Source organism: Pseudomonas sp. GW821-FHT02B10, assembly GCF_059421865.1.
The window spans coordinates 1-23,065 of record NZ_JBWKVU010000003.1 but is presented as its reverse complement, the minus strand read 5'-3'; the positions used below and the strand labels follow the sequence as shown (position 1 = coordinate 23,065).

The window sequence follows — 23,065 nt, the reverse complement described above, 5'->3', positions numbered from 1 at the left end:
CGATGGCGTCCGGCGCTCGACCACGAACTGGGCGCTGCGATGTCGGCCGCGGCTACAGGTGCAGGCTTACCAGGGAATGGTTTCGCCCTTGTAGTTGACGAAATGGTGCCCGCCCTTGCCGGTATAGGCATTGATCTGCTCGATCAGGCCGCGGGTGCTGGTCTCGACGTCGATGTCCGCGCCTTCGCCGCCCATGTCGGTCTTTACCCAGCCCGGGTGCAGCGACAGCACGGTGAGCTTCTGTTCGAGCTGGGTGACGAAGCTGTTGGTCATGGAGTTCAGCGCCGCCTTGCTGGCCTTGTACAGTGCCAGCTCCGGCGCGTCGGGCATGGTCACGCTGCCCAGTACCGAACTCATGAACGCCAGCACGCCGCTGTCCGGACGGATCTGCGGGAGGAAACGCTGGGCCAGGTTGATCGGCGCCACGGCGTTGGTGAAGAACAGCTGGCCGACTTCCGCGAGGGTCGCCTTGCCTGGCGTCTGGTCGTCCGGTCCCTTGACCCCGGCGTTGACGAACAGCAGGTCGAACACTTCGCCTTTGAGCTTCTGGTTCAGGGCGATCACCGCCTGCTGGTCGTCCATGTCCAGTTGCTCGATACGGACTGGGCCCAGGGCCTTGAGCGCCTCGGCTTTTTGCGGGTTGCGCACGGTGGCGGTGACCTGCCAGCCAGCGTCCAGCAGACGTTGCACCAGGCCCAGGCCCAGGCCTCTGGAGGCGCCGATGATCAGTGCGGTTTTTGGCGTAGACATGCGGGGATTCCTTGATGAGTGAAGATCATGGATTTAATGGGCAACGCTGGCCGAGCCGTTGTTGCAGCTCCTGGCGCAACTCGCCCAGTTCGCTGATGCGGGTCTCGATCAGGGTCAGTTTTTCTTGCAGCAGCTGCGTCACGGCGCTGTCCGGATCGCTGGCATGCCAGATCGCGGCAACGCTGCTGCCGATCTCGCCGAGGCTGAAGCCCAGGCGCTGCGCGGTCTTGATGTAGAGCACCAGCTGCACCATGTCGCTGGGGTATTCACGATAGCCGTTGGCGCTGCGTTGCGCCGCGATCAACCCGCGCTGCTCGTAGAAGCGCAGGGTATCGCGGCTGACGGCGCAGGCCTGGGCAAGTTCACCGATGCGCATGCTGGAGTCTCGGAAGGGCTTGACCCTGGAGCATACTCCAGGCTTTAGCTTGTGTGCTCCTTGAATATCCGGAGCGATCCTTTATGTGGAGCACAGCGCAATACCGTCAATTGGTGCGGGCCAGCGGTTGGTACGACCTGATCGTCACCGCCGCCTTTGTCACCCCCTGGAGCTTTCTTACCCTGCACGGCCTGATGCAGCAGTGGAGCCAGGCCCTCGACCTGCCCGGCGCACTGCCGCCGTTCGAGCCCATGCACATGCTGATGGTCAACCTGATGGGCTCGATCGTCTGCGTGTGGTCGGTGCTGCGCATCCGCGATCCGCAGTTGGCCTTCGGACGCTACGACGCCGCCGGCCGGCTGCTGTTCGCCACCTGGCAGATCTACGCCCTGGCCCAGGGCGGCACGGCCTTGATCGGCGTGATCCTGTTTTTCGAGCTGGCCTGGGCGGTGGCGCAGTTGTGGCCGGTCCGTGGTGAACCGCGTGCGATTCCTGGCGCGGCCTGAAGCATCGTCGCACGGCTGGCTCTTACAGGGGCAGGAGCCGGCAGCTCGACGATGGCGTCGCAGCAAATGCAGGGGATGAGCAAGGCCGCCCAGAATCCGATCCACTGGACGTCTGCCGCAGTCAGTCCTTTCCGGCGCTGGCTAATCGAACTGCAGCGCATTGGTCAGGTCGCCCATGGGTGTCTGATCCCGGGCGGCCATGGCCTCGTCACGCAGTTTCAGGCCATCGAGCTTTTCCAGGTCGAAGACCCGGGTCACCAGGCGCAGGATCGATGCTGTGTCATACACCGTGTGATCCACCGTTCCCTTGCGGGCGAAGGGCGACACCACCAGGGCCGGAATGCGGCTGCCCGGGCCCCAGCGATCACCCTTGGGCGGGGCCACGTGGTCCCACCAGCCGCCGTTCTCGTCGACCGTGACAATCAGCACCATGTTGTTCCACTGCGGACTGTCCTGCAGGGTCTTGATCGCGTGGACCAGATGGCGGTCGCCCGCGGCGACATCTGCGTACCCGGCATGCATGTTGAGGTTGCCCTGGGGCTTGTAGAAACTCACACTCGGCAGCTTGCCGGCCAGGGCGTCGGCGAAGAACCGGTTTGTCGACGGGTCGTCGCCCAGGCCGCCGTCGCGCAGGCGCCTGGCGCGTTCGCCGGGGTGTTCCGGGCCTTGCTGGCGGAAGTAGTTGAAGGGTTGGTGGTGGTACTGGAAGTTGGGGATTTTCGGGATCGCGTTCGAGCCGCTGAACTCATCCAGGGTGGCCTGCCAGCCACCGGCGTACCAGGCCCAGTCGATGTTCCTTTGCGACAACTTGTCGCCGATGTGCTCGTGGTGTTGCGCAACCAGCACGAAGGGCAGGTCCGGTTTGGAATAGTCCGGCCGTTGTGGGTCGCGTTGCCAGGTCGGCCAGTAGGGCGGGGCGAAGGTGTTGACCGCGTAACCATCCGGGGTGAGCGCGCAGGGGCCGAACTGGGCGGGGCCGTCCATGGCGCTGGCGGGCGAGTCGGCCAGGGGTTTGAGCCGCGGGTCGCTGGGGTCGTCGCTGTGCAGGCTGGCGATCTGCGCCTTGGCCACCGAGTTGCGGGCGTTCGGATAGTGCGGCACCGCCGCCGAGATCAGGTATTGGTGGTTCAGGTATGAACCGCCAAAGGCGCCCTGGAAGAAGTTGTCGCAGAGCACGAACTGCCGCGCGATATCCCACAGGCGAAGGGTATAGCGGCTTTGCCTGTAGTGCCCCATGGTCAGGCCACCGGAGTCGGACCAGGCGGCGAACCGGTCATTCATGCCACCGTTGATCTGCATCTGGTTCTGGAAGAATTCGTGGGACAAATCGCGGGTCACCAGGCTCAGCGGCAGGTCCTCGGCATTCGGGCCTTTGAGGGCGAACGGCGCGTTCGGCAGGTCCTGCTGAAATGGCACGCCAGCCGGGTAGGTCACGCCATCCACGGTCTGCGGTCCCAGATGCAGGGTGCCGCCCCAGACTGGGGGCAGGATTCGCAGCAGGCTGCCGTCGCGGTCGCGCTGCTGGTAAGCGGAGGGCTCGAGGCTGGAAAGAGGCTGTTCGAGGCCGGGGAAATCGGCGAACAGGTTGTTGAAGCTACGGTTCTCGGCATAGATCACCACCACCGTCTTGACGTGGTTGCGCAGTGCGCTGTCCAGCTCGGCAGCGGACAGGGGGCGCTTGACCGGTGCCTGGGGCGCATCGCTGTTGGGCGTGCAGCCGCTGAGCGCGGCGCCGGCACCCAGTACCGCGGCACCGGCGAGAAAGTGGCGACGGCAGGGATCGATCGGGGTTTCAGGGTCGTTGTGGTTCATTACAGGTCTTCCACCTAAGTTGCAGGGCATCCGTTCATGGCGCGTTGGAACTCATGCCGCCAGGCGGCTGGCGCATTTGTCATGAATGCCGCGCCAGCTATCGAGCGGACGCGAAGGGGAGCTCGGCGCTGAGGTCGGCCATGGGCGAGTCGCTGAATGCTTGAAATCCATCTGCTATGAGGAGGCCCCGGGCGGGGCCTCCCTGGTTAGCCAGCGAGATCAGAACTTGTAAACGAAGCTGGCGGTGTAGGTACGCGGAGCGGAAGGGAACACCAGGGTCGAGTCGAACAAGTTGGCGGAAGTGAAGTACTTCTCGTTGAACAGGTTGTTGACGGTAAACAGCGCTTCCCAGGACTTTTCGGAGTAGCCCACCGAGCCGTTCCACACGGTGTAGTCAGGCAGCTTGATCTGCTTCTGGTTGTCCGCCCATTGCTCGTCTACCCAGGTGAAGCCCAGACTGGCGTTCACACGGCCACCCCAAGGGGTCGGCTGGGTGTAATTGCCATACAGGCTGGTTACCCATTCCGGTACGCCGCCACGATCGTATTCGCCGCCCAGCACCTGGCCGGTCGGGTCGAAGAAGCGGAAGCCGTAGAGTTGCGACGGATCCAGGCCATAGGCTTGGGCGACAGCGGCGGTATTGAGCACGGTGAAAGGCTGCCCTTTCTCGCGCACCTTCTGTTTGGTCGCCGAGGCGGTCATGGAGAAGTTCTGGTTGAGCATCCAGCGCAATTCACCTTCGTACCCCTTGCCGTTGACCAGCACGGTGCTGCCGTTTTGCGAGTCGCGGTAGGTCTTCTCCTGGTCGTAGTAGGCCAGCGCAGCGTAGACGTTGCCGTTCTCGCTGTTGTACTTGATACCGTACTCGCGCAGTTTCGAGTCCTGCAGGTAGTTGCCGCTGGAGACGTCCGACGCCGTTACGCCACCCGCCTGGTTGGCCGACAGCGCGGTCGACTTGGCGTAGGTGAAGTAAGGGATGAACCCCCACGGTGTCTTGTACGAGAGGCTGGCACTGAACGAGTCAGTGGTGTTGTGGTTGGTGGCTTTGTCCGGGCGCCCGTCGCCATTGGCATCGCCGACCAGATCGCCATTGGTGGCCTGGGCCTTCTCTTTGGCCTTGGCGTCGTAGTAGTCGAAGCGATAGCCCAGCAGCAGGTTCCAGTTCTGCCAGTTCATGTCGGACAGCATGAACGCGCCGGTGTTTTTGGTGATGGATGCGCTCTGGGTATTGAAGTTGCGTCGGTACATGCCGGGGGCAATCTCGACGTTGCCGGTATGGCCGATGTCGAAGCTGTCGTCCGGTGTCGGCCCGACATTCAGGTCGCGGCGGTCGAGGATCTCATCGAGGTAGGACTCTCGGTCGATGGCGCTGTAGTAGCGATAGTTGACACCGACGACGTTGGACGTGCTGACCTCTCCGACCTGCAGCGGGAAGCTCAGGCTGACCTTGTCTTCCCAGGTGTAGGCGTCGTAGTCGGCGGTGAAGCCATAGCTGGTGTATTTGTTGTGGTCCAGGGAGTCGTAGAAGAACTGGTTCTTGAGTTCCATGTCATTGTCCAGCGACCAGATAAGGTCGAAGTACGCCGTGGCGGCCTTGCTTTCGCCCTTGTCCTTCTTGTCGGTGAACACCTTGTTGCGGTCGAGCTTGGTGGTCCCGGGGTTGCTCAGTGCCGCGTTCGGGTCTTTCGGGTCGAAGAAGCAGTTGCTGTAGTTCAGGCAGAAAACGTCCAGCTTGGAGTTGCCGCTGCCTGGTGGAAAACCGACGCCCGGGCTGATGTTGTTGCGTACATCGTCAGGGAACAGCACATCGCCCCTTGAGCTCATCTTGGACGGCGCGCCGGTGATGTAGGTGTCGTGGTCGATCAGGTCCTGGGTGACCCGGTTCCATCCAGGGTTCTGGATGCGTTTGGCTTTCAGGTACTGGCCGCCGAACTCGGTCCGCAGGTTGTCGGTGAGGTCCATGTCGAAGGCGATCTGGCCGATGGTCGACTTGGGGTCGACGTTGTCGAAGTAGCTTTTCGAGTCCTCCTGCTCGAAGAAGCCATAGACGCCACCCTGGCGGCCACCCAGCTCAAAGGGCGAGCCGCCTTCGGCGGTGGTGATGTACTGGTCATAGGAGCCCACGGTCACACCGAATTGCCCGGTAGGTTTTTCGATGAACTTGGAGGTTCCCGACTTCGAGGATTTCGGGTTGAAGTTCATGTAGCCGCCGACCTTGCCGGCGCCGTAGATGGGCGAAACCGGGCCACGCACGATATCGACCGAACTGGCGGCGCGGATCGGCGTTGCATAGTTGCCAGGGTTCTCTACCCGCTTGAAACCCCGGAAGTAGTTATCCGCGGCATCGCCACGCAGGCTCAGCGCTCCCGGCACCCCGAAGAAGGAGCTGGTGTAGGCTCCCGGGGCGAGGCGAACCAGGTCGTTGATATCGCGCAAGCCGTAGTTTTCGATCAGGTCGGACGACACATCCGACACCGAGCGTGGGGTTTCGGCGATGGACTTGCCCAGGCCGAAAACGCTCTTCACCGGCTGGCTGGGCATGATGCCCATGGTGTCTTCGACACTCTCCTTGAGAATGTAGTCCTCAAGTTCGACTGTCTCTTTCTGATCCTCGGCCATGGCCTGTCCGCCGAGAATCTGCACAGCAGCCGCAACTGCCAGGGCCAGTTTTTGCGGGTGACGCCAGTTATATGTACCCATGGAACACTCCCCTACTACATTTGCTTTTATGTAAAAGTTGTTGAACGACAGGCGAGTGCGTACAGGCAGAAACACAAGTTGTTCCTGCCGTACTTGCACAGCCTTCTAGAGCAAGTTGAAGTTCGCTTACTTCTTCTCTGAGGTCATTTCCGGGTGAATACGCAAACTGTCGCCGACCCGCGGCTTATTGCCGATGGCGGCAATCTTCGGCAAGGACTCCAGAACGATTTCCAGGCAAACCGGATTAAGCCGTGGGTAAACTTCGCGAATGGTGTCCCATGTCCAGTTACCCAGGCCTTCGGCTGGATTGGAGATGGCGATCAGCGAGGCATAGTTGATCCCGGCCATGCGCGCATAGATCACTTCCGAACCCACGCTCATGGTCACCAGGTCGCCTCCCATCTTGGCCAGCATGCGCACTTCCGCGGCCGTTTCGAAACGCCCGCCGCGGGTTTGCATGATCACCCCGCTCTTGTGCAGGTTGATCCCGGCGACGGGAGCGTCTTCACGGTTCAGGCGTTTCTGTGTCTCATCGATCAGGATGTCGCGAAGAATGGGATCCATGGCCGGCGTATAGCGCGGAACCGGATGGTCGCCCTTGCGGTAGATGGCATCCGGCAGAGCCAGTGGCCGGTCGATGTTGAAGTCGATGACGTCATCGGCCACTACCAGATCGTGGAGTTTCATTGCCGGATTGATACCGCCGGCTGTTGCCCCGCCAATCGCATCACGAACCCGTAGCTGGTAAAGGGCGGCCCAGGTTTCGACGATCTTTCCGTCGCCATGCATGTTGATGTAATAGAACGGAACGTTTTTATAGTTGCCGCAATAAATAGTTGGCGAAGTTCCGGCTGGAGTTTCAAGGGTGAAGGACTCCTTGAGTTTTCCGGACTTCAACATGGCATCGTTGATGAAGGTACCGCCGATCACCGCAATATCGGCCTTGCACGGAACCGCGGGGGTAGCGGCCCAGGCCGTTACCGATAAGCATCCCAGTAATAAACCCACGAGGATTTTCATAAAACACCTCTTCACTTAGTTGTAAGTCCTGCCGTTTTCCAGGCAAGGCGTGGCCGTCATGCGGGTTAGTTGAATGTCAGCTAACGGGCATGGGTGTTAAGCATCAGCGCCGGCAACGCGCTGGCTGGTTATTGTCCGAACCGGTAAACAGCGGCTTCAGTCGCCAGGAAGTGTGTTCAAGCAACGAGTGCGGTTATCAAGTACATCCGCCTGTCAGTGCTCGATCGTGCTTCTCGGGTCATGGCCTGGATTGTTTTATGGCGTTCACCAGGCCGGGTCATGAGTTCAGTGTCCCGGCAGGGTCTGGGAATACAGCTCCCAGTTTCCCGTCAGCGCGTTGATCACCGTGCTGCCCACTCGATAGGCGGCTTCGAGCGAGGGCCGCATGCCGACGAAACCCGCCTGGTCATGAGCCATGCTTTGCGCGGCGCTCATGCCGGGCGGCTGCATGGTGTAGTTACTGGCGGTACGCAATATCAGCACGCGGTCCAGGTCCACCTTCGCTGCCTTGCTCAGGAAACTGAGGGACTGCAGGGTTCCGCTGTCCTCCATGGCGGAGGTCACGAATTGCCCTTTGCCGTTGGTCCAGTACTTGACCCAGTCACCGGCCCAGTCGTTGAGCCGCGCGCCGTGCCAGAACGTCGAGGAGGCGAGGTTATCGCCTTTCATGACCTTGGCCGGCAGGACGGCCTGGGGGAACCCCTTGAACTGTTGGCGAAACGCTGCCAGGTCCTGGTTTTCTACCAGCGGCACGTCTTTCGTCAGGTTGTAGGCCCAGTCCACCAGTCGACCATTGAGCTTGTAGACCTCGCCGATGCTGTCCGAACGTGGCTGGGCATAAGGCGTTGCGCGAAAGAACGGGGTGTAGCCGGTTTTCCAGTCCTTGGGGATTTCCCGCGCATCGATCTCGTGCGCCAGGTCACCGTCCACCACATAGTTGGCCCAGGCCGCCGAGCCGATGGAGCCTTTGTGCGGATTGATGCCGGCAATGCCTGCAACCAGCCAGTACGCCTTGCTCAAGTCAAAGCGCGGATCCATGCCCAGGGCCATTACCGACGCCGCCGCACGGGCAGTGCCCATGCCGGTCACCGTTGCCAGGACGCCGGTTTCAGGGTTCAGGCATACGTCATGAAAGCCCTGGGCGAGTGGCATGCACTGATTCAGGCCGGCGCGCTCACGCCAGAACTGAAACTCGCCAGGGTTGTCTCCCTGATCCTGGCCGACCTCGAACATGCTCAGGACCACGGCCTTGATCTGAATCGGCTGCCCGGCGGCCTGGGTTGCTCCGCCTGCGCCCAGGCAGCACAGCGCGGCAGCGAGTGCGCCACTGGTTTTACGTGTCGTCATCATCTTGATTCCTTGGCAGAGGGCATGCGCTCCGCGCGCACCCTCCACGGGCTTATTTCAGGTCGAACCTGACCGTCTGTTTAGCGCGCTGCTCAACGGCCGCGCCATTGACCATTCGCGGCTGGAACTTCCAGCGTTTCACCGCGTTGATCGCGGCCTCGTCGAACAGCTTGCGTGGTTTCGACTCGAGTACCTTGGCGCTGGCAACCGTGCCGTCCGGGCGGATCGCAAGTTCCAGCACCACATAGCCCTCGATCTTGGCCTGCCGGGCATCACGCGGATAAACCGGTGCCTGCTGATCCAGGGCGACCGCGTCGGTGCTGCTCGACGGCGTGGGCGGTGGTGGCGGCGGTGGCGGAGTAACCGGTGGTGGCGGTGTCGGCGCAGGGGGCGGCGGCACGGGCTGTTGCGGTTTGGGCTCCGGTTTGGGTTTCGGTTTCTCCGGCGTGACCTTCTTCGCAGGCGCAGGCTTTTTCACCGGCGCAGGCGGCGGTGGAGGTGGAGGCGGAGGTGGAGGTGGCGGTGGCGGTGGCGGTGGCGGTGGCGGTGCAGGCGGTGGTGGAGGAGGCACTTGCACCATGGTCACCTTGGTCACCTTCGGCGGCTCTTCAACTACCGGCTGCCTGGCCTCGATCAGGCTCAGCAACGTGATACCCAATGCAACCGCCAGCACAGCCAGGCCGATAGCCGCCGGCATCGACAGGTGATGGTCGACATGATGGTCGTCGGAGGCCCACAAGGCCCCTCGCCGTACGTTGGGGGTCAGGTCGTTCATCAGTTTTGCGTCGCCAGGCCAATAGCACTGATACCGGCAGCGCGTACCAGATCCATTGTGTGCACGATGCTTTCATATTGGGTGCCACGATCGCCGGCGATCACCACATCCAGTTTTCCGCTGTTCTGCATCTCGGTGAGCCGGCTCGTCAGCTGTTCGTCGCTGATGGGCTGGCCATCGACAAACAAGCCACCGTCGTTGGAGACGCCGATATTGAGCGTGACCGACTCGATCGCTTCTTGCGAAGAGGACTGCGGCAACTCCAGGGTGATACCGGTGCCCTGGATCATCTCGATCATGATGAGTACGAAGAACACCAACAGAAACATCATCACGTCGATCATCGGAATGATTTCGATGCGGGCTTTCTCTTCATGTCCGAGATAGTTTGATCTCTTGCTAGCCATGACTATTTCTCCGAGTGGCGTAGGTATTAATCAACCCTTGGCCAAGCGCCCAACCAGCATGGACTTGATCAGTTCCATCTGATTGACGACCAGGCGGATACGCTTGTTGAAGTGATTGAGAAAAATCACGCAGACGATGGCGATGCATAAACCGACAGCGGTAGCGACCAGCGCATGGGCAATAGGCCCGGTTACCGAACTGACTTTCTGCGATGTATTGGCCGCCAATACACTGAACACCTGGATCATATGAATGATGGTGCCGAGCAGTCCAAGCAGCGGGCCTAAAGTTACACAGGTATCCAGTACCCAGAGATTGCGGTCCAGTCGCGGAATCTGAATCATGATGGTTTCATCGATATCCCGTTCCAGTGCCTCTTCGGACTTTCCGTGAGACTCCACTGCGGCCAATACCAACTTGCCTTGGGCACTTTTACTGTAGTGATCTGCCACTTTCTTGACATCGGCCAGGTTGTCCTGGTTTACCCGCTTCAAATCCAGATCAAGACTTTGTCCCAGTTTGATGCTGGTACTGAAGAAGAAGTAGCGTTCGATGATCACGGCGATCCCGATGATGAATACCACCACCATCAGTGGAATGAGCCCCCAAGAGTCTTTGGAGTACTGAATGACATCTTCTAACATGTGAAATCCTTCATTAACGTTGAAATACATACTCGGTAGCAGGTACTGGACCGGCGTTGCGAGGCCTAGGCACAGGTGCTCGGCACGCCTCTGTGGAGGGTCAGGTGGAGCGAGCGAGTGAGTCTTTGCAAAAACCTGACCAACAGTTCAGCTTAAACCTTTCAGCATGTTAAAAATCTTCGAAAACAGCTCTAAATAGGCAGTCTTGGTCGATAAAGAGTGGCTTCTTCCTGACGAGTGGTTTTGGCCGGGGAAAATGGCTTGAGATCGATTTTTAATACGCCGCTGCAGAGCCTTTGTATCCGCCCCAACATGAAACGCCTCGCACCGTTTTGTGTCCGTTACTCGGCGCCAGGATTCGGATACAAAGGGTGGCCGGTCGCTGGAAGTGCTTGAAAACAGGCTCTATATCTCGAACCGAAGCTATCCTCGTCAGCCTGGATGACGGGGTATTCGGCAGGCTGCAAGGTCGTACCGGTATGAAGGGCCCAACCTGTCTGAAACGGGATTCGCGTTTTTTCGATAGGTCGTGCAGGGGCAAATCCGGAAAGACTTGATCGGGCCGTGGCCGGAGATTCAATAAGCCGTGGCAGGGCCCTTTCGCTTGTCCGGCTGTCCTGAGTAAAGGTCAATCTTGTTGATTGCATGCATACCCCTGGCTTTTGTTCTGATAAATAAAAAACCGGCGATGAATGACTTCGCCGGAAAAGACATCCTTGTCTGTGGAGGAGAACTCTTCACTTCTTTGAGCAAGAAATGAAATCGAATAAAAAAGTCGACAACAGTTACCCGTGCCGACATAAAGCAAAACCTGCTACTTCATCAGTAGCCTGTATTGCTAGGAGTCCGGCCACTTGGGAGATAAGCCGGAAATCGGTGGAGCCGATACTGGAATAAATGGGTAGGACTCAGATCTTTCTATACGGTCAATTGAGATAGACGCTCCGGTCTTTCCTCGGTCCCTCGCACGAGAGTAATAGACTGGTGTCATGCACTTCTTCAACGGTGGAAAATCAAATAGTCCTGCCTGTGAATATCGTGCGCGGTTACTTCAGTTGAACGCTAAGCCTGCCTGTTCAAAGTGTTTGTCAGTTGTTGAAAGTGAAAGTGGAACTCACGTCCAAAAAAGTTAACCATTGGGTCAGCTTAATCGTTTAAGCAGAAAGCGGGCCAATTTCCCGGGATGTGCCGGATAGAGGGTTTGCGGGGGAAAAGTAAATGACCTTGGCTGCGGATCCAGGGATAAGCGGTCGCTATTCAGCAATCGGGTGGCTGTTTTCATTTATGGTTGCGCACCCAAGCGGCGCCTGGTGCGCGGGTATGGGGCGCCATTCATCCGTCCTTGTCAGGCGGAAGTCATGCACGTTGGGTGATAGGGACTGCTAGCCCTTTCTGCAGTTGCCTGGGCTAGGGCCGGGGGCTGAGGGGAGGTGTTGCGAGGTGGGGGCATGGGCTGTCAGGCAGCCCATGCCGATAGTGAAAAGTCTTCGATCAGTGACCTGCCTGCCACGGCTGCCCCAGCGACACCGGCGCATACAGGCGGGTGCGCAGCGCATCCCGGGACAGCAGCACCAGCACCAGGATGGTCGCGGCATACGGCAGCATCGCCAGCAGGTTCGAAGGGATCGCCAGGCCCAGGCCTTGCGCCACCAGGTGCAGGATGCTGGCGAGGCCGAACAGGTAGGCGCCGAGCAGCAGGCGCCACACTCGCCAGCTGGCGAACACCACCAGCGCCAGGGCGATCCAGCCGCGCCCGGCGCTCATGTTTTCCGCCCACATCGGTGTGTAGGCCAGGGACAGGTAAGCCCCGGCCAGGCCAGCCATGGCGCCGCCGAACAGCACCGCCAGGGTGCGTACCCGCAGCACCGGCAGGCCCATGGCGCTGGCCGCGTCGGGGTTTTCGCCGACCGCCTGGATGATCAGGCCGACCCGGCTTTTCAGGATCACCCAGGCCACCAGGGCGAACAGGGCGAAGGACAGGTAGACCAGTAGGTCCTGGGCAAACAGCATGCGCCCGATCAAGGGGATTTCGCTCAGCAGCGGAATCGCCATGGGCTCGAATCCGGCCAGCGGTTTGCCGACCCAACTGGCGCCGACGAAGCTCGACAGCCCGACCCCAAAGATGGTCAGGGCCAGGCCGGTGGCCACCTGATTGGCGTTGAACACCAGTGCCACCAGGGCGAACAGCGATGACAGCAGCATCCCGGCGAGCATTGCCAGCAGCACGCCGAGCCACAGGTTGCCGCTGTTCAGGGCGACGATAAAACCGATCACCGCGCCAAACAGCATCATGCCTTCCTGGCCGAGGTTGAGGACGCCGCTCTTCTCGCAGATCAGTTCGCCCAGGGCCACCAGCAGCAGCGGCGTACCGCAGCGGATCATGGCGTAGAAAATATTGCTCAACAGATCGATATCCATCACAGCGCTCCTGCCTGTACGGAAGGGTTGGCGGCGCGACGTGCCCAGCGCAGGTTCAGGCGCGGCCGATAGAGAATCAGCACGTCACTGGCCAGCAGGAAGAACAGCATCATGCCCTGGAACAACTGGGTAATGGCTTGCGGCAGGTTGAGGCTCATCTGCGCGTTCTCGCCGCCGATGTACAGCAGCGCCATCAGCAGGCTGGAGAACAGAATGCCGATGGGGTGCAGGCGGCCGAGAAAGGCCACGGTGATCGCCGCATAGCCGTAGCCGGGCGATACCTGGGGCACCAGTTGGCCGATGGGGCCGGTGACTTCGCACACCCCGGCCAGGCCGGCCAGTCCACCGCTGATCAGCAGCGCCAGCCAGATCAGGCGCTTCTCGCGAAAACCGACGAAGCCGGCGGCGCGCTTGTCCAGCCCCAGCACCTTGATCTGGAAACCGACGAAGCTTTTTTGCAGCAGCACCCACACCGCCACCAGGGCCAGCAGGGCGAAATACACCCCGGCATGCACCCGGCCGTCTTCCAGGAGCAGCGGCAGGCGGCTGGCATCGCCGAACATCGCCGACTCGGGGAAGTTGAACCCGGCCGGGTCTTTCAGCGGCCCGTGCACGCAATACAGCAGCAGGTTCAGGGCGATGTAGTTGAGCATGATGCTGGTGAGGATTTCATTGGCATTGAAGTGCGTGCGCAACCAGGCGGTGAGGCCGGCCCAGGCGGCGCCGGCCAGGGTGCCGGTGAGCAGGATCAGCACCAGCGCCCAGCGGCTTTGCAGGTCGATGATGTTCACCGCCAGCGCGCTGCCGGCCAGGGCGCCGAGTAGAAGTTGGCCTTCGGCGCCGATGTTCCAGATCCGCGCCTGATACGCCACGGCCAGGCCGAGGGCACAGAGCAGGATCGGCAGGGCCTTGACCAGCAGTTCGGAGACGCCATACAGGTCGCTGATCGGGGCGATCAGCAAGGTGTGCAGGGTTTCCAGCGGGTCGTGGCCCAGGGCGATGAACAGCAGCGAGCCGCAGCCCAGGGTCAGGGCCGCGGCCAACAGCGGCGAGCACCAGAGCATCAGGCGCGATTGCTGGCCGCGGGGTTCGAGAGAAAGCAGCATAAATAAACAGCTCCGTTACGCTGGCTGAGCGGATAAGTGGACGGGGGTATTGAACTGGCCGGCCATCCAGCCGCCGACTTCGACCAGGCTGGTGTCCGCGGTGGCCTTGAGGGCCGACAGGCGACCGCTGCACAGGGCTGCCAGGCGATCGCTGATCTGGAACAGTTCATCGAGGTCTTCGGAGATCACCAGGATCGCCGCGCCCGCATCGCGCAGGGCCACCAGGGCCCGGTGGATAGTCGCGGCGGCGCCGACGTCGACGCCCCAGGTCGGGTGCGCGGCGATCAGCAGCCGGGGTTGCTGGAGGATTTCCCGGCCGAGGATGAATTTCTGCAGATTGCCACCGGACAGGCTGCGGGCGGCGGTCTGGCTGTCCGGCGTTTTCACCGCGAAGCGGCGAATGATGTCTTCGGCCAGGGCCAGCACCTTGCCGCGCTGAATCAGGCCTTTGCTCACCAGCCCTTGCTGGAAGGCGGTCAGCAGGGCGTTGTCCGCCAGGCTCAGTTCCGGCACGGCGCCGTGGCCCAGGCGCTCGGCCGGGACGAACGCCAGGCCCAGCCCGCGACGGGCGTCGGGGCGCAGGTGGGCGATGGCTTGCCCGGCGAAGCGCAGGGTGGCGCCTTGGGCGCGGCCAAGGCGCTGTTCGCCGCTGAGCAGGGCCAACAGTTCGTCCTGGCCATTGCCGGCGACCCCGGCGATGCCGACGATTTCACCGCTGCGCACGTCCAGGTCGATGTCCTGGAGCGAGCAGCCGAACGGGTCCGGATTGGGCCAGGAGAGTTTCTGTACCTGCAGGAAGGCCTCGCCGCCCTTGGCCTTCGGGTAATCGGTGATCAGGCCCGCGGCTTCGCCGACCATCAGCCGCGCCAGTTCCTGGTCCGAGCATGCGGCGGGTATGCAGTGCCCGGCAACCCGTCCACCGCGCAGCACCGTGGCGCTGTGGCACAGGGCGCGGACTTCGCCGAGCTTGTGGCTGATGAACAGAATGCTGCAGCCCTCGCTGGCCAGGCGGCGCAGGGTGACAAACAGTTCGTCGGCTTCCTGGGGCGTCAGCACCGAGGTCGGCTCGTCGAGGATCAGCAGGCGGATGTCCTGCATCAGGCAGCGAATGATCTCCACCCGCTGGCGTTCGCCGATGGACAGGCTGTGCACCAGGCGTTCCGGCTCCAGGGCCATGCCGTAGCGCTGCGAGACCTGGCGGATCTTCGGTTCCAGCTGCTTCGGCGTACCGGCCGCGGCGCCCATGGCCAGGGCGATGTTCTGCGCCACGGTCAGGGTCTCGAACAGCGAGAAATGCTGGAACACCATGCCGATCCCCAGGCTGCGCGCCTGGGCCGGATTGCGCATGAGCTGATGCTGCCCCTGCCAGATCACCTCGCCCGAGTCAGCCTGGGTCACCCCGTAGATGATTTTCATCAGGGTGCTTTTGCCGGCGCCGTTTTCACCGAGCAGGGCGTGGATTTCCCCCGGCTGGATACTCAGGTCGATCCCGTCGTTGGCCAGGCAACCGGGATAATGCTTGGTGATTCCGCGCAGTTGCAGGCGGGGTATTGCAGCGGGGATGGGAACAGGGTTTGGCATGACGGACTCGGGTTGCTGAACGTTATGCCGGTGGACAAAGCAATTTCCTGGCCAGTGAGTCAGGAAATTGCCGGAGCCCCGATGAACTGCGGCCTCGTGCCCCTTTTGCTCGTTACCTGCATCGCTGCTCGGCACCAGTTCAGGGCAAGGTGCTTGAAAAGGCGGCGGTTTTGCCCGAACGGTCTGGTCGAAAAATGATCAGGTGCCTGCAAGCCTTGCGCTCTATGCGGCTGGCGCAGCCTTGCACGGGTTATCCACAGCTTGTTCCACAGTATTTGTGTGCAAGCCCGAAGACCGGGCATAAGCACTGTGTGGCTTTCTTCTAAAAGCGATAAACCAGGCTAACTTACTGTTTTAATTTGAAAAATATGTTTTTGGCGGGTGATTGGCTGAAAAGTGAGCAATCGCTTCAAAGCCACGTGACAGAAGGGTTACAGGCAAGTGTGCTCAGGTTATCCACAGTCGAGTGCACAGCAGGTGTGGGCAAGTCGGCTATCCACCGGGCCGTTGTGCACAGGATGATTTCGAGGCGTTGGTGCGTATTGGTGCGCTCAGCGCTGCAAGAGGATGCGCCCGCGACTCAGGTCGGCCAGCTGGCTTTGCAAGGTGGCGATCTGGCTTTCGCCCAGGGCCAGTTGCAGTTCTACACCGTTGGCCGTGAAGTGTTCCTCGACCAGCAGTCCGCCGAGTTCGGCGACCCGCAGCTTGACCAGTGCCAGCTCGCTGAAGCTGCAGGCGCAACGCAGGGCTACGCGGCTGATCAGTTCGATGCGTTCGGCGCCTTGCAGGCATTTGTTGGCGCTGCCGCCATAGGCGCGGGCCAGGCCGCCGGTGCCCAGCTGAATGCCGCCGTACCAGCGAATCACCAGCACCGCGACCTGGTCGCAGTCCTGGGCTTCGATGGCCGCGAGGATCGGGCGGCCGGCGGTGCCGCCGGGCTCGCCGTCATCACTGCTGCGGTATTGCTCGGCGAGTTTCCAGGCCCAGCAGTTGTGGGAGGCATTGGGATCGCTGTGCCGTTCGATAAAGGCTTGGGCCTCGGCCGCGCTGGTGATTGGCGCGGCGAGGGCGATAAAGCGGCTTTTGCGAATCTCTTCGCGGTATTCGCAAAGGCCGGCGAGGGTAAAGGGCATGCGTTGTGTTCTTTATAAGGCAGGCTTGAGGCCGCACCCCTTGAGGATGATGCGGATCAGGTTGTTGCCGGCGTCTTCCATGTCCTGCTTGGTCAGCTTGCTGCGACCGGTGACGCGGCAGATCTGGGTGGCGAAGTCGGCGTAATGCTGGGTGCTGCCCCACAGCAGGAAGATCAGGTGCACCGGGTCCACGGGGTCCATCTTGCCGGCGTCGATCCAGGCCTGGAACACCGCGGCGCGCCCCTGGAACCAGGCGCGGTAGTCCTGGCTGAAGTATTCGCTGAGGCATTCGCCGCCGCTGATGATCTCCATGGCGAAGATTCGCGAGGCCTGCGGCTGGCGCCGGGAGAACTCCATCTTGGCGCGGATGTAGCGGGTCAACGCTTCGGCCGGGTCGTCCTCGGCGGTCAGGGTGTTGAAGGTGCTGTCCCACAACTCGAGGATGTTGCTCAGCACCGCGACATACAAACCAAGCTTGTTGGTGAAATAGTAATGCAGGTTGGCCTTGGGCAGGCCGGCATTCTGCGCGATGGTGTTCATGCTGGTGCCTTTGAAACCGTGACGGGCGAACTCGTCTTCGGCGGCCTTGATGATCGCTTCTTCGTTTTTCTGACGAATACGGCTGGCGGGCTTGGCGGTTTGAGGGCCGGCGTGGGCTGGGACTTCAAGGGTCATAGGCATTTCCGAGCTGTTCTGTGGGTGCAACCAGTGCGTTGATAGCGCACCCACAGGCCTCAGACAAGTCTTAATGGGCAGAAAACCCTCAAAGCGGTTCCAGGGTGTCGCTTTCGCCGGCCGGATTTGCGTCACGCAGCGCGGCCCGGTCTTCCGGTAGCAACAGGCACATGAGGATCGCGGTCAGGCCGCCGCTGGTGATCGCCGAGTCGAACAGGTTCTGCACCACCTTGGGCAACAGGTGCAGCAGGTTCGGTTGTGCCGCGATCCCCAGGCCAACGCCGAAGGAGGTGGCGATGATCAGCATGCTGCGCCGGTCCAGCGGTGCCTGGGCGAGGATGCGCACGCCGGCCGCGGCGACGCTGCCGAACATCACCAGGGTGGCGCCGCCGAGCACTGGCTTGGGGATTTGCTGCAGCACCGCGCCGATCAGTGGAAACAGGCCCAGGCAAAACAGCAACAGGCCGATGTACAGCCCGACATGGCGGCTGGCCACGCCGGTCAGCTGAATCACCCCGTTGTTCTGGGCGAAGGTGGTGTTGGGGAAGGCGCTGAAGGTCGCGGCGATCATGCAGCTGACGCCGTCGCCGAGAATGCCGCCCTTGAGCCGGCTTATATAAGAAGGGCCGCTGATGGGCTGGCGGGCGAGCATGCAGTTGGCGGTCAGGTCGCCGACGGTTTCGAGGGTGCTGATCAGGTAGATCAGCGCCACGGGCAGAAACGCCGTCCAGTCGAAGCTGAAACCGAAGCGGAAGGGCGTCGGCAGGCTGATCAGCGGCAGGTCGGGCAACGCCTGGGGCACCAGCTTGCCGCTGAACCAGGCGGCGAGGCTGCCCAGGGCCAGGCCGATGATGATCGCCGACAGTCGTACCCAGGGCGTGTTCGAGCGGTTCAGCAGGATGATGGTCAATAGCACCAACAGGCCCAGCGCCAGGTTGCCCGGCGCGCCGAAATCCGCGGCATTGAAGCCGCCGCCCAGGTCGGTGATGCCGACCTTGATCAGGCTGACACCGATCAGGGTAATCACGATGCCGGTGACCAGCGGCGTGATGACCCGGCGCAATTGGCCGATGAAGCGGCTCAGGACGATCTGCACCGCCGCGCCGAAAAAGCACACGCCGAAAATCATCGCCAGGATGTCTTCCGGGCTGCCGCCCCGTTGCTTGACCAGAAAACCCGCGGACAGCACCGCGCCGAGGAAGGCAAAGCTGGTGCCTTGCAGGCAGATCATCCCCGCGCCGATTCCGAACGGCCGACGCGCCTGAATGAAGGTGCCGACGCCGGAAACCATCAGCGCCATGCTGATCAGGTAGGGCAGGTGGGCGCCCAGGCCCAGGGTCGAGCCGATCACCAGCGGCGGGGTGATGATGCCGATGAAACTTGCCAGCACATGCTGCAGGGCGGCGAGGATCGCGGCGAGTGGTTTCGGGCGATCGTCGAGACCGTAGATCAGGTCGCTTTGGCGCAAGGTGTCTGGCTGCATGGACGGGGAACTCAGAGCTGATGGTTCAAGGTCATCGTGCCCTGCAAAAAGCTGTCCAGGTGCTCAGGTTATTGCCTGTGTTTGCCGTTATAGGGCAATGGGGGCGGGGCTTTTATAGTGTCGTAGGTTTTTTCAGCGGGTGGCCGCCAGGCTGTCCAGGAAGCTTTCCAGCACCAAATGGGGGCGACGGCCCTTGCGTGTGACCGATGCCAGGCTCAGGTCATAAAAACGTGAACCGGGTTTGAGCGCGCGCAGTCGTCCCTGCTGGACCCAGAGGCTGGCGTAGTGGTCCGGCAGGTAGCCAATGTAGCGTCCGGTGAGAATCAGGAACGCCATGCCTTCGCGGTCCGAAGCGCTGGCGGTGCAATTGAGTGCCTGGTAATGGGCCTGGATCTCGGCGGGCAGGCGGAAGGTCGGGGCGATGGCGTCCTGCTCGTTGAGGCGCCGGTCGTCCAGTTGCTTGTCGTCGACATAAAACAGCGGGTGGCCAACGGCGCAATAAAGCAGCGAGCGTTCGCTGTACAGCGGTTGGTATTCCAGCCCGGACAAGGCACTGGCCTGGGGCACTACGCCGACATGCAGGCGCCCGTCGAGCACGCCTTGTTCGACTTCGTTGGGGGCGATCATGCGGATCTGGATCTGCACGTCCGGCCCGCGCTCCTTCAGTTGCGCCAAGGCATGGGTGATGCGCATGTGGGGCAGGGTGACCAGGTTGTCGGTCAGGCCGATGATCAGTTCGCCACGCAGGTGGCGGTGCAGGCCGTTGACCTCGGTGCGAAAGCTTTCCAGGGCGCTCAACAACTGCAGGGCCGATTGATACACCTCGCGACCCTCTTCGGTCAGCGAGAAGCCGGCGCGTCCGCGTTGGCACAGGCGCAGGCCGAGACGCTGCTCGAGGTCGCTCATCTGCTGGCTGATGGCCGAGCGACCGATGCCAAGCACGGTTTCCGCGGCGGAGAAGCCACCGCACTCGACCACGCTGCGAAAGATCCGCAGCAGGCGGATATCAAAGTCGCTGACTTGCGCCAGCGGGTCGGCGCGACGGCTACTCATAGTTTAGTGGGCCACTGACTGAAGGTTATAAAAGTTGGATTTCACCGACTTTATAGCCGTGGCAACTTAGCTGCAACAACGCTTTCCGATCCCTGCGCCGCTTATTGCCCTGCGAGGTTTTGCCCCATGAACATGCATGAAAACGCTCCAGCTTCCCTGGCCAGCCAGCTCAAGCTCGATGCTCACTGGATGCCCTACACCGCCAACCGCAACTTCCAGCGCGATCCGCGCCTGATCGTCGCCGCCGAAGGCAGCTGGCTGGTCGACGACAAGGGGCGCAAGGTCTATGACTCGCTGTCCGGCCTGTGGACCTGTGGCGCCGGCCACACCCGCAAGGAAATCCAGGAAGCGGTGGCCAAGCAACTGGGCACCCTCGATTACTCGCCAGGCTTCCAGTACGGTCACCCGCTGTCGTTCCAGCTGGCAGAGAAAATCACCGCGCTGACCCCGGGCAATCTGAACCATGTGTTCTTCACCGACTCCGGTTCCGAATGCGCCGATACCGCGGTGAAAATGGTGCGCGCCTACTGGCGCCTGAAAGGCCAGTCGACCAAGACCAAGATGATCGGCCGTGCCCGTGGCTATCACGGCGTGAACATTGCCGGTACCAGCCTCGGCGGGGTCAACGGCAACCGTAAACTGTTCGGCCAGGCGATGATGGATGTCGACCACCTGCCGCACACCCTGCTGGCAAGCAACGCGTTCTCCCGTGGCATTCCGGAGCAGGGCGGTATCGCCCTGGCCGACGAACTGCTCAAGCTGATCGAACTGCATGACGCCTCCAACATCGCCGCGGTGTTCGTCGAGCCTCTGGCCGGTTCCGCTGGCGTGCTGGTGCCGCCACAGGGTTACCTCAAGCGCCTGCGGGAAATCTGCGACCAGCACAATATCCTGCTGGTGTTCGACGAAGTGATCACCGGTTTCGGCCGTACCGGCAAGATGTTCGGTGCCGACAGCTTTGGCGTGACCCCGGACCTGATGTGCATCGCCAAGCAAGTCACCAACGGCGCGATTCCGATGGGCGCGGTGATTGCCAGCTCCGAGATCTACCAGACCTTCATGAACCAGCCGACCCCCGAGTACGCGGTGGAATTCCCCCACGGCTATACCTACTCGGCGCACCCAGTGGCTTGCGCGGCCGGTCTGGCGGCACTGGATCTGTTGCAGAAAGAAAACCTGGTGCAGAGCGTCGCTGACGTGGCGCCGCATTTCGAGAAGGCACTGCACGGCATCAAGGGTACGAAGAATGTCATCGACATCCGTAACTACGGCCTGGCCGGTGCCATCCAGATTGCCCCGCGCGATGGCGATGCCATCGTGCGTCCGTTCGAAGCGGGCATGGCCCTGTGGAAAGCCGGTTTCTACGTACGCTTCGGCGGCGACACCCTGCAGTTCGGCCCGACCTTCAACAGCAAGCCGCAGGATCTGGATCGTCTGTTCGATGCCGTCGGCGAAGTGCTGAACAAGCTCGACTGATTCCCCAAAACTGTAGGAGATGAGCTTGCTCGCGATGGCGTACTTATAGGCGCCATCGTGGTTTGGCTCATATTCAAAGTCATCTATATAGAGCAGGCGCCCTTTGGTGGGCGCCTGTGGACAACTTCAGGAGTTCCCCGATGAGCGTTATCCCGCATTTGATCAATGGTGAACTGGTGACCGAGAGCGGTCGCGCGGTCGATGTGTTCAATCCGTCCACGGGTCAGGCGATCCACAAGCTGCCGCTGGCCAGCCGCGAAACCATCCAGAGCGCCATCGATGCCGCCAAGGCAGCATTCCCAGCCTGGCGCAACACGCCGCCGGCCAAGCGTGCCCAGGTGATGTTCCGCTTCAAGCAATTGCTGGAGCAGAACGAGTCGCGCATCGCCCAGTTGATCAGCGAAGAACACGGCAAGACCCTGGAAGACGCCGCCGGTGAGCTCAAGCGTGGTATCGAAAACGTCGAGTTTGCCTGTGCCGCTCCGGAAATCCTCAAGGGCGAGTACAGCCGCAACGTCGGCCCGAACATCGATGCCTGGTCCGACTTCCAGCCGCTGGGCGTGGTTGCCGGCATCACCCCGTTCAACTTCCCGGCGATGGTGCCACTGTGGATGTATCCGCTGGCGATCGTCTGCGGCAACTGCTTCATCCTCAAACCATCCGAGCGTGACCCGAGTTCGACCCTGCTGATTGCCCAGCTGCTGCTGGAAGCCGGCCTGCCGAAAGGCGTGCTGAGTGTGGTGCACGGCGACAAGGCCGCGGTGGACGCGCTGATCGAAGCGCCGGAAGTCAAGGCACTGAGCTTCGTTGGTTCGACGCCGATTGCCGAATACATCTACACCGAAGGCACCAAGCGCGGCAAACGCGTGCAGGCACTGGGCGGCGCGAAGAACCACGCCGTCCTGATGCCGGATGCCGATCTGGACAACGCGGTCAGTGCCTTGATGGGCGCGGCCTATGGTTCCTGCGGCGAGCGTTGCATGGCGATCTCGGTTGCCGTGTGTGTCGGCGACCAGGTGGCCGATGCGTTGGTGGCCAAGCTGGTACCGCAGATCAAGGCGCTGAAAATCGGTGCCGGCACTTCCTGTGGCCTGGACATGGGGCCGCTGGTCACAGGTCAGGCGCGGGACAAGGTCAGCGGTTATGTCGAGGATGGCGTGAAGGCGGGCGCGAAGCTGGTGGTCGACGGTCGTGGCCTGAGCGTGCCGGGTCACGAAGAAGGCTTCTTCCTCGGTGGTTGCCTGTTCGACAACGTCACCCCGGAAATGCGCATCTATAAAGAAGAGATCTTCGGGCCGGTGCTGTGCGTCGTGCGGGTGAACAGCCTGGAAGAGGCCATGCAACTGATCAACGATCACGAGTATGGTAACGGTACCTGCATCTTTACCCGTGACGGTGAAGCGGCGCGTCTGTTCTGTGACGAGATTGAAGTCGGGATGGTAGGCGTCAACGTACCGCTTCCGGTACCGGTGGCATACCACAGCTTCGGCGGCTGGAAGCGTTCGCTGTTTGGCGACCTGCATGCCTACGGTCCGGACGGCGTGCGTTTCTATACCCGTCGCAAGGCGATCACTCAGCGTTGGCCACAGCGTGCCAGCCATGAAGCCTCGCAGTTCGCCTTCCCTAGTTTGTAATAAGTAGAAGGGTATTGAAGGCCGCCCCCTTGGGGGCGGCCTTTGCTTTTAGGGGCTTTTTGACTGATATGACAGATTTGTGAAAATAAGTGTTGACGGCAGATTCTGGAAGTCTATAATTCGCCCCACTTCCGGCGCAGTCGAAACGGAAAACTCCTTGAGATTCAA

At 61.4% G+C, this 23,065-nt stretch carries 19 protein-coding genes; 3 read left to right on the top strand and 16 right to left on the bottom strand.

The window, feature by feature from the left end:
- Window positions 1-66 precede the first annotated feature (66 nt).
- Together AC07VU_RS07570 and AC07VU_RS07565 are read right to left on the bottom strand one after the other, a co-directional pair.
- Entirely contained in the window at window positions 67-750 is a 684-nt protein-coding gene (locus tag AC07VU_RS07570; protein ID WP_053259522.1) for an SDR family oxidoreductase, read from the bottom strand.
- Window positions 751-775: 25 nt separating this feature from the next.
- Entirely contained in the window at window positions 776-1,126 is a 351-nt protein-coding gene (locus tag AC07VU_RS07565; RefSeq protein ID WP_495029673.1) for a MerR family transcriptional regulator, read from the bottom strand.
- Between the two features lie 83 nt (window positions 1,127-1,209).
- Between AC07VU_RS07565 and AC07VU_RS07560 the strand changes: the two genes are divergently transcribed.
- Entirely contained in the window at window positions 1,210-1,632 is a 423-nt protein-coding gene (locus AC07VU_RS07560; RefSeq protein ID WP_495029672.1) for a hypothetical protein, read from the top strand.
- 141 nt (window positions 1,633-1,773) lie between these two features.
- Here AC07VU_RS07560 and acpA read toward each other — a convergent pair whose 3' ends face one another.
- From acpA to AC07VU_RS07490, 14 genes are all read right to left on the bottom strand, one after another.
- Complete coding sequence (gene acpA / locus AC07VU_RS07555) at window positions 1,774-3,444, bottom strand: acid phosphatase (RefSeq protein WP_277587806.1); 1,671 nt, start codon at window positions 3,442-3,444, stop codon at window positions 1,774-1,776.
- Window positions 3,445-3,663: 219 nt separating this feature from the next.
- Complete coding sequence (locus tag AC07VU_RS07550) at window positions 3,664-6,144, bottom strand: TonB-dependent siderophore receptor (protein ID WP_495029671.1); 2,481 nt, start codon at window positions 6,142-6,144, stop codon at window positions 3,664-3,666.
- Between the two features lie 126 nt (window positions 6,145-6,270).
- Window positions 6,271-7,164, bottom strand: a complete 894-nt coding sequence (locus tag AC07VU_RS07545) for a phosphorylase family protein (RefSeq protein WP_277587807.1) — start codon at window positions 7,162-7,164, stop codon at window positions 6,271-6,273.
- 285 nt (window positions 7,165-7,449) lie between these two features.
- Window positions 7,450-8,511, bottom strand: a complete 1,062-nt coding sequence (locus AC07VU_RS07540) for a purine nucleoside permease (RefSeq protein WP_495029670.1) — start codon at window positions 8,509-8,511, stop codon at window positions 7,450-7,452.
- Window positions 8,512-8,563: 52 nt separating this feature from the next.
- Complete coding sequence (locus AC07VU_RS07535) at window positions 8,564-9,286, bottom strand: energy transducer TonB (protein ID WP_495029669.1); 723 nt, start codon at window positions 9,284-9,286, stop codon at window positions 8,564-8,566.
- On the bottom strand, window positions 9,286-9,693 hold the full coding sequence (locus AC07VU_RS07530) for an ExbD/TolR family protein (RefSeq protein ID WP_009042032.1): 408 nt from the start codon (window positions 9,691-9,693) through the stop codon (window positions 9,286-9,288). The genes AC07VU_RS07535 and AC07VU_RS07530 overlap by 1 nt, the downstream gene beginning before the upstream one ends.
- Window positions 9,694-9,723: 30 nt before the next feature.
- Window positions 9,724-10,338, bottom strand: a complete 615-nt coding sequence (locus AC07VU_RS07525; protein WP_009042033.1) for a MotA/TolQ/ExbB proton channel family protein — start codon at window positions 10,336-10,338, stop codon at window positions 9,724-9,726.
- Between the two features lie 1,491 nt (window positions 10,339-11,829).
- Entirely contained in the window at window positions 11,830-12,756 is a 927-nt protein-coding gene (locus AC07VU_RS07520; RefSeq protein ID WP_009042034.1) for an ABC transporter permease, read from the bottom strand.
- The gene (locus AC07VU_RS07515) at window positions 12,756-13,862 is read right to left on the bottom strand and encodes an ABC transporter permease (RefSeq protein WP_123573263.1); all 1,107 of its coding nucleotides are present in this window, start codon (window positions 13,860-13,862) and stop codon (window positions 12,756-12,758) included. Before AC07VU_RS07515 ends, AC07VU_RS07520 begins: the two co-directional genes overlap by 1 nt.
- A 15-nt stretch (window positions 13,863-13,877) precedes the next feature.
- Entirely contained in the window at window positions 13,878-15,443 is a 1,566-nt protein-coding gene (locus tag AC07VU_RS07510) for an ABC transporter ATP-binding protein (RefSeq protein WP_495029668.1), read from the bottom strand.
- A gap of 551 nt (window positions 15,444-15,994) precedes the next feature.
- Complete coding sequence (locus tag AC07VU_RS07505) at window positions 15,995-16,576, bottom strand: IMPACT family protein (RefSeq protein ID WP_495029667.1); 582 nt, start codon at window positions 16,574-16,576, stop codon at window positions 15,995-15,997.
- Between the two features lie 12 nt (window positions 16,577-16,588).
- Window positions 16,589-17,251, bottom strand: coding sequence for a TetR/AcrR family transcriptional regulator (locus AC07VU_RS07500; RefSeq protein ID WP_007930696.1), 663 nt, complete (start codon window positions 17,249-17,251; stop codon window positions 16,589-16,591).
- 88 nt (window positions 17,252-17,339) lie between these two features.
- The gene (locus AC07VU_RS07495; protein ID WP_274305430.1) at window positions 17,340-18,734 is read right to left on the bottom strand and encodes a uracil-xanthine permease family protein; all 1,395 of its coding nucleotides are present in this window, start codon (window positions 18,732-18,734) and stop codon (window positions 17,340-17,342) included.
- Window positions 18,735-18,866: 132 nt separating this feature from the next.
- On the bottom strand, window positions 18,867-19,787 hold the full coding sequence (locus AC07VU_RS07490; protein ID WP_007930700.1) for a LysR family transcriptional regulator: 921 nt from the start codon (window positions 19,785-19,787) through the stop codon (window positions 18,867-18,869).
- Between the two features lie 126 nt (window positions 19,788-19,913).
- Between AC07VU_RS07490 and aptA the strand changes: the two genes are divergently transcribed.
- Both aptA and AC07VU_RS07480 read left to right on the top strand, forming a co-directional pair.
- Window positions 19,914-21,263 carry an omega-aminotransferase AptA gene (gene aptA / locus AC07VU_RS07485; protein ID WP_053259531.1) on the top strand — a complete coding sequence of 450 codons (1,350 nt, stop codon included), beginning with the start codon at window positions 19,914-19,916 and terminating at the stop codon, window positions 21,261-21,263.
- A 140-nt stretch (window positions 21,264-21,403) separates the two neighbouring features.
- On the top strand, window positions 21,404-22,897 hold the full coding sequence (locus AC07VU_RS07480) for a CoA-acylating methylmalonate-semialdehyde dehydrogenase (protein ID WP_457275579.1): 1,494 nt from the start codon (window positions 21,404-21,406) through the stop codon (window positions 22,895-22,897).
- Window positions 22,898-23,065 lie beyond the last annotated feature (168 nt).

Bases quoted from the DNA above. Each gene is read 5' to 3' on its own strand.
- AC07VU_RS07510 (WP_495029668.1), bottom strand. From the start codon at position 15,443: ATGCCAAACCCTGTTCCCATCCCCGCTGCAATACCCCGCCTGCAACTG.
- AC07VU_RS07500 (WP_007930696.1), bottom strand. From the start codon at position 17,251: ATGACCCTTGAAGTCCCAGCCCACGCCGGCCCTCAAACCGCCAAGCCC.
- AC07VU_RS07520 (WP_009042034.1), bottom strand. From the start codon at position 12,756: ATGGATATCGATCTGTTGAGCAATATTTTCTACGCCATGATCCGCTGC.
- AC07VU_RS07535 (WP_495029669.1), bottom strand. From the start codon at position 9,286: ATGAACGACCTGACCCCCAACGTACGGCGAGGGGCCTTGTGGGCCTCC.
- AC07VU_RS07530 (WP_009042032.1), bottom strand. From the start codon at position 9,693: ATGGCTAGCAAGAGATCAAACTATCTCGGACATGAAGAGAAAGCCCGC.
- AC07VU_RS07540 (WP_495029670.1), bottom strand. From the start codon at position 8,511: ATGACGACACGTAAAACCAGTGGCGCACTCGCTGCCGCGCTGTGCTGC.
- AC07VU_RS07505 (WP_495029667.1), bottom strand. From the start codon at position 16,576: ATGCCCTTTACCCTCGCCGGCCTTTGCGAATACCGCGAAGAGATTCGC.
- aptA (WP_053259531.1), top strand. From the start codon at position 19,914: ATGAACATGCATGAAAACGCTCCAGCTTCCCTGGCCAGCCAGCTCAAG.
- AC07VU_RS07515 (WP_123573263.1), bottom strand. From the start codon at position 13,862: ATGCTGCTTTCTCTCGAACCCCGCGGCCAGCAATCGCGCCTGATGCTC.
- AC07VU_RS07490 (WP_007930700.1), bottom strand. From the start codon at position 19,787: ATGAGTAGCCGTCGCGCCGACCCGCTGGCGCAAGTCAGCGACTTTGAT.
- AC07VU_RS07525 (WP_009042033.1), bottom strand. From the start codon at position 10,338: ATGTTAGAAGATGTCATTCAGTACTCCAAAGACTCTTGGGGGCTCATT.
- AC07VU_RS07545 (WP_277587807.1), bottom strand. From the start codon at position 7,164: ATGAAAATCCTCGTGGGTTTATTACTGGGATGCTTATCGGTAACGGCC.
- AC07VU_RS07560 (WP_495029672.1), top strand. From the start codon at position 1,210: ATGTGGAGCACAGCGCAATACCGTCAATTGGTGCGGGCCAGCGGTTGG.
- acpA (WP_277587806.1), bottom strand. From the start codon at position 3,444: ATGAACCACAACGACCCTGAAACCCCGATCGATCCCTGCCGTCGCCAC.
- AC07VU_RS07550 (WP_495029671.1), bottom strand. From the start codon at position 6,144: ATGGGTACATATAACTGGCGTCACCCGCAAAAACTGGCCCTGGCAGTT.
- AC07VU_RS07565 (WP_495029673.1), bottom strand. From the start codon at position 1,126: ATGCGCATCGGTGAACTTGCCCAGGCCTGCGCCGTCAGCCGCGATACC.
- AC07VU_RS07495 (WP_274305430.1), bottom strand. From the start codon at position 18,734: ATGCAGCCAGACACCTTGCGCCAAAGCGACCTGATCTACGGTCTCGAC.
- AC07VU_RS07570 (WP_053259522.1), bottom strand. From the start codon at position 750: ATGTCTACGCCAAAAACCGCACTGATCATCGGCGCCTCCAGAGGCCTG.
- AC07VU_RS07480 (WP_457275579.1), top strand. From the start codon at position 21,404: ATGAGCGTTATCCCGCATTTGATCAATGGTGAACTGGTGACCGAGAGC.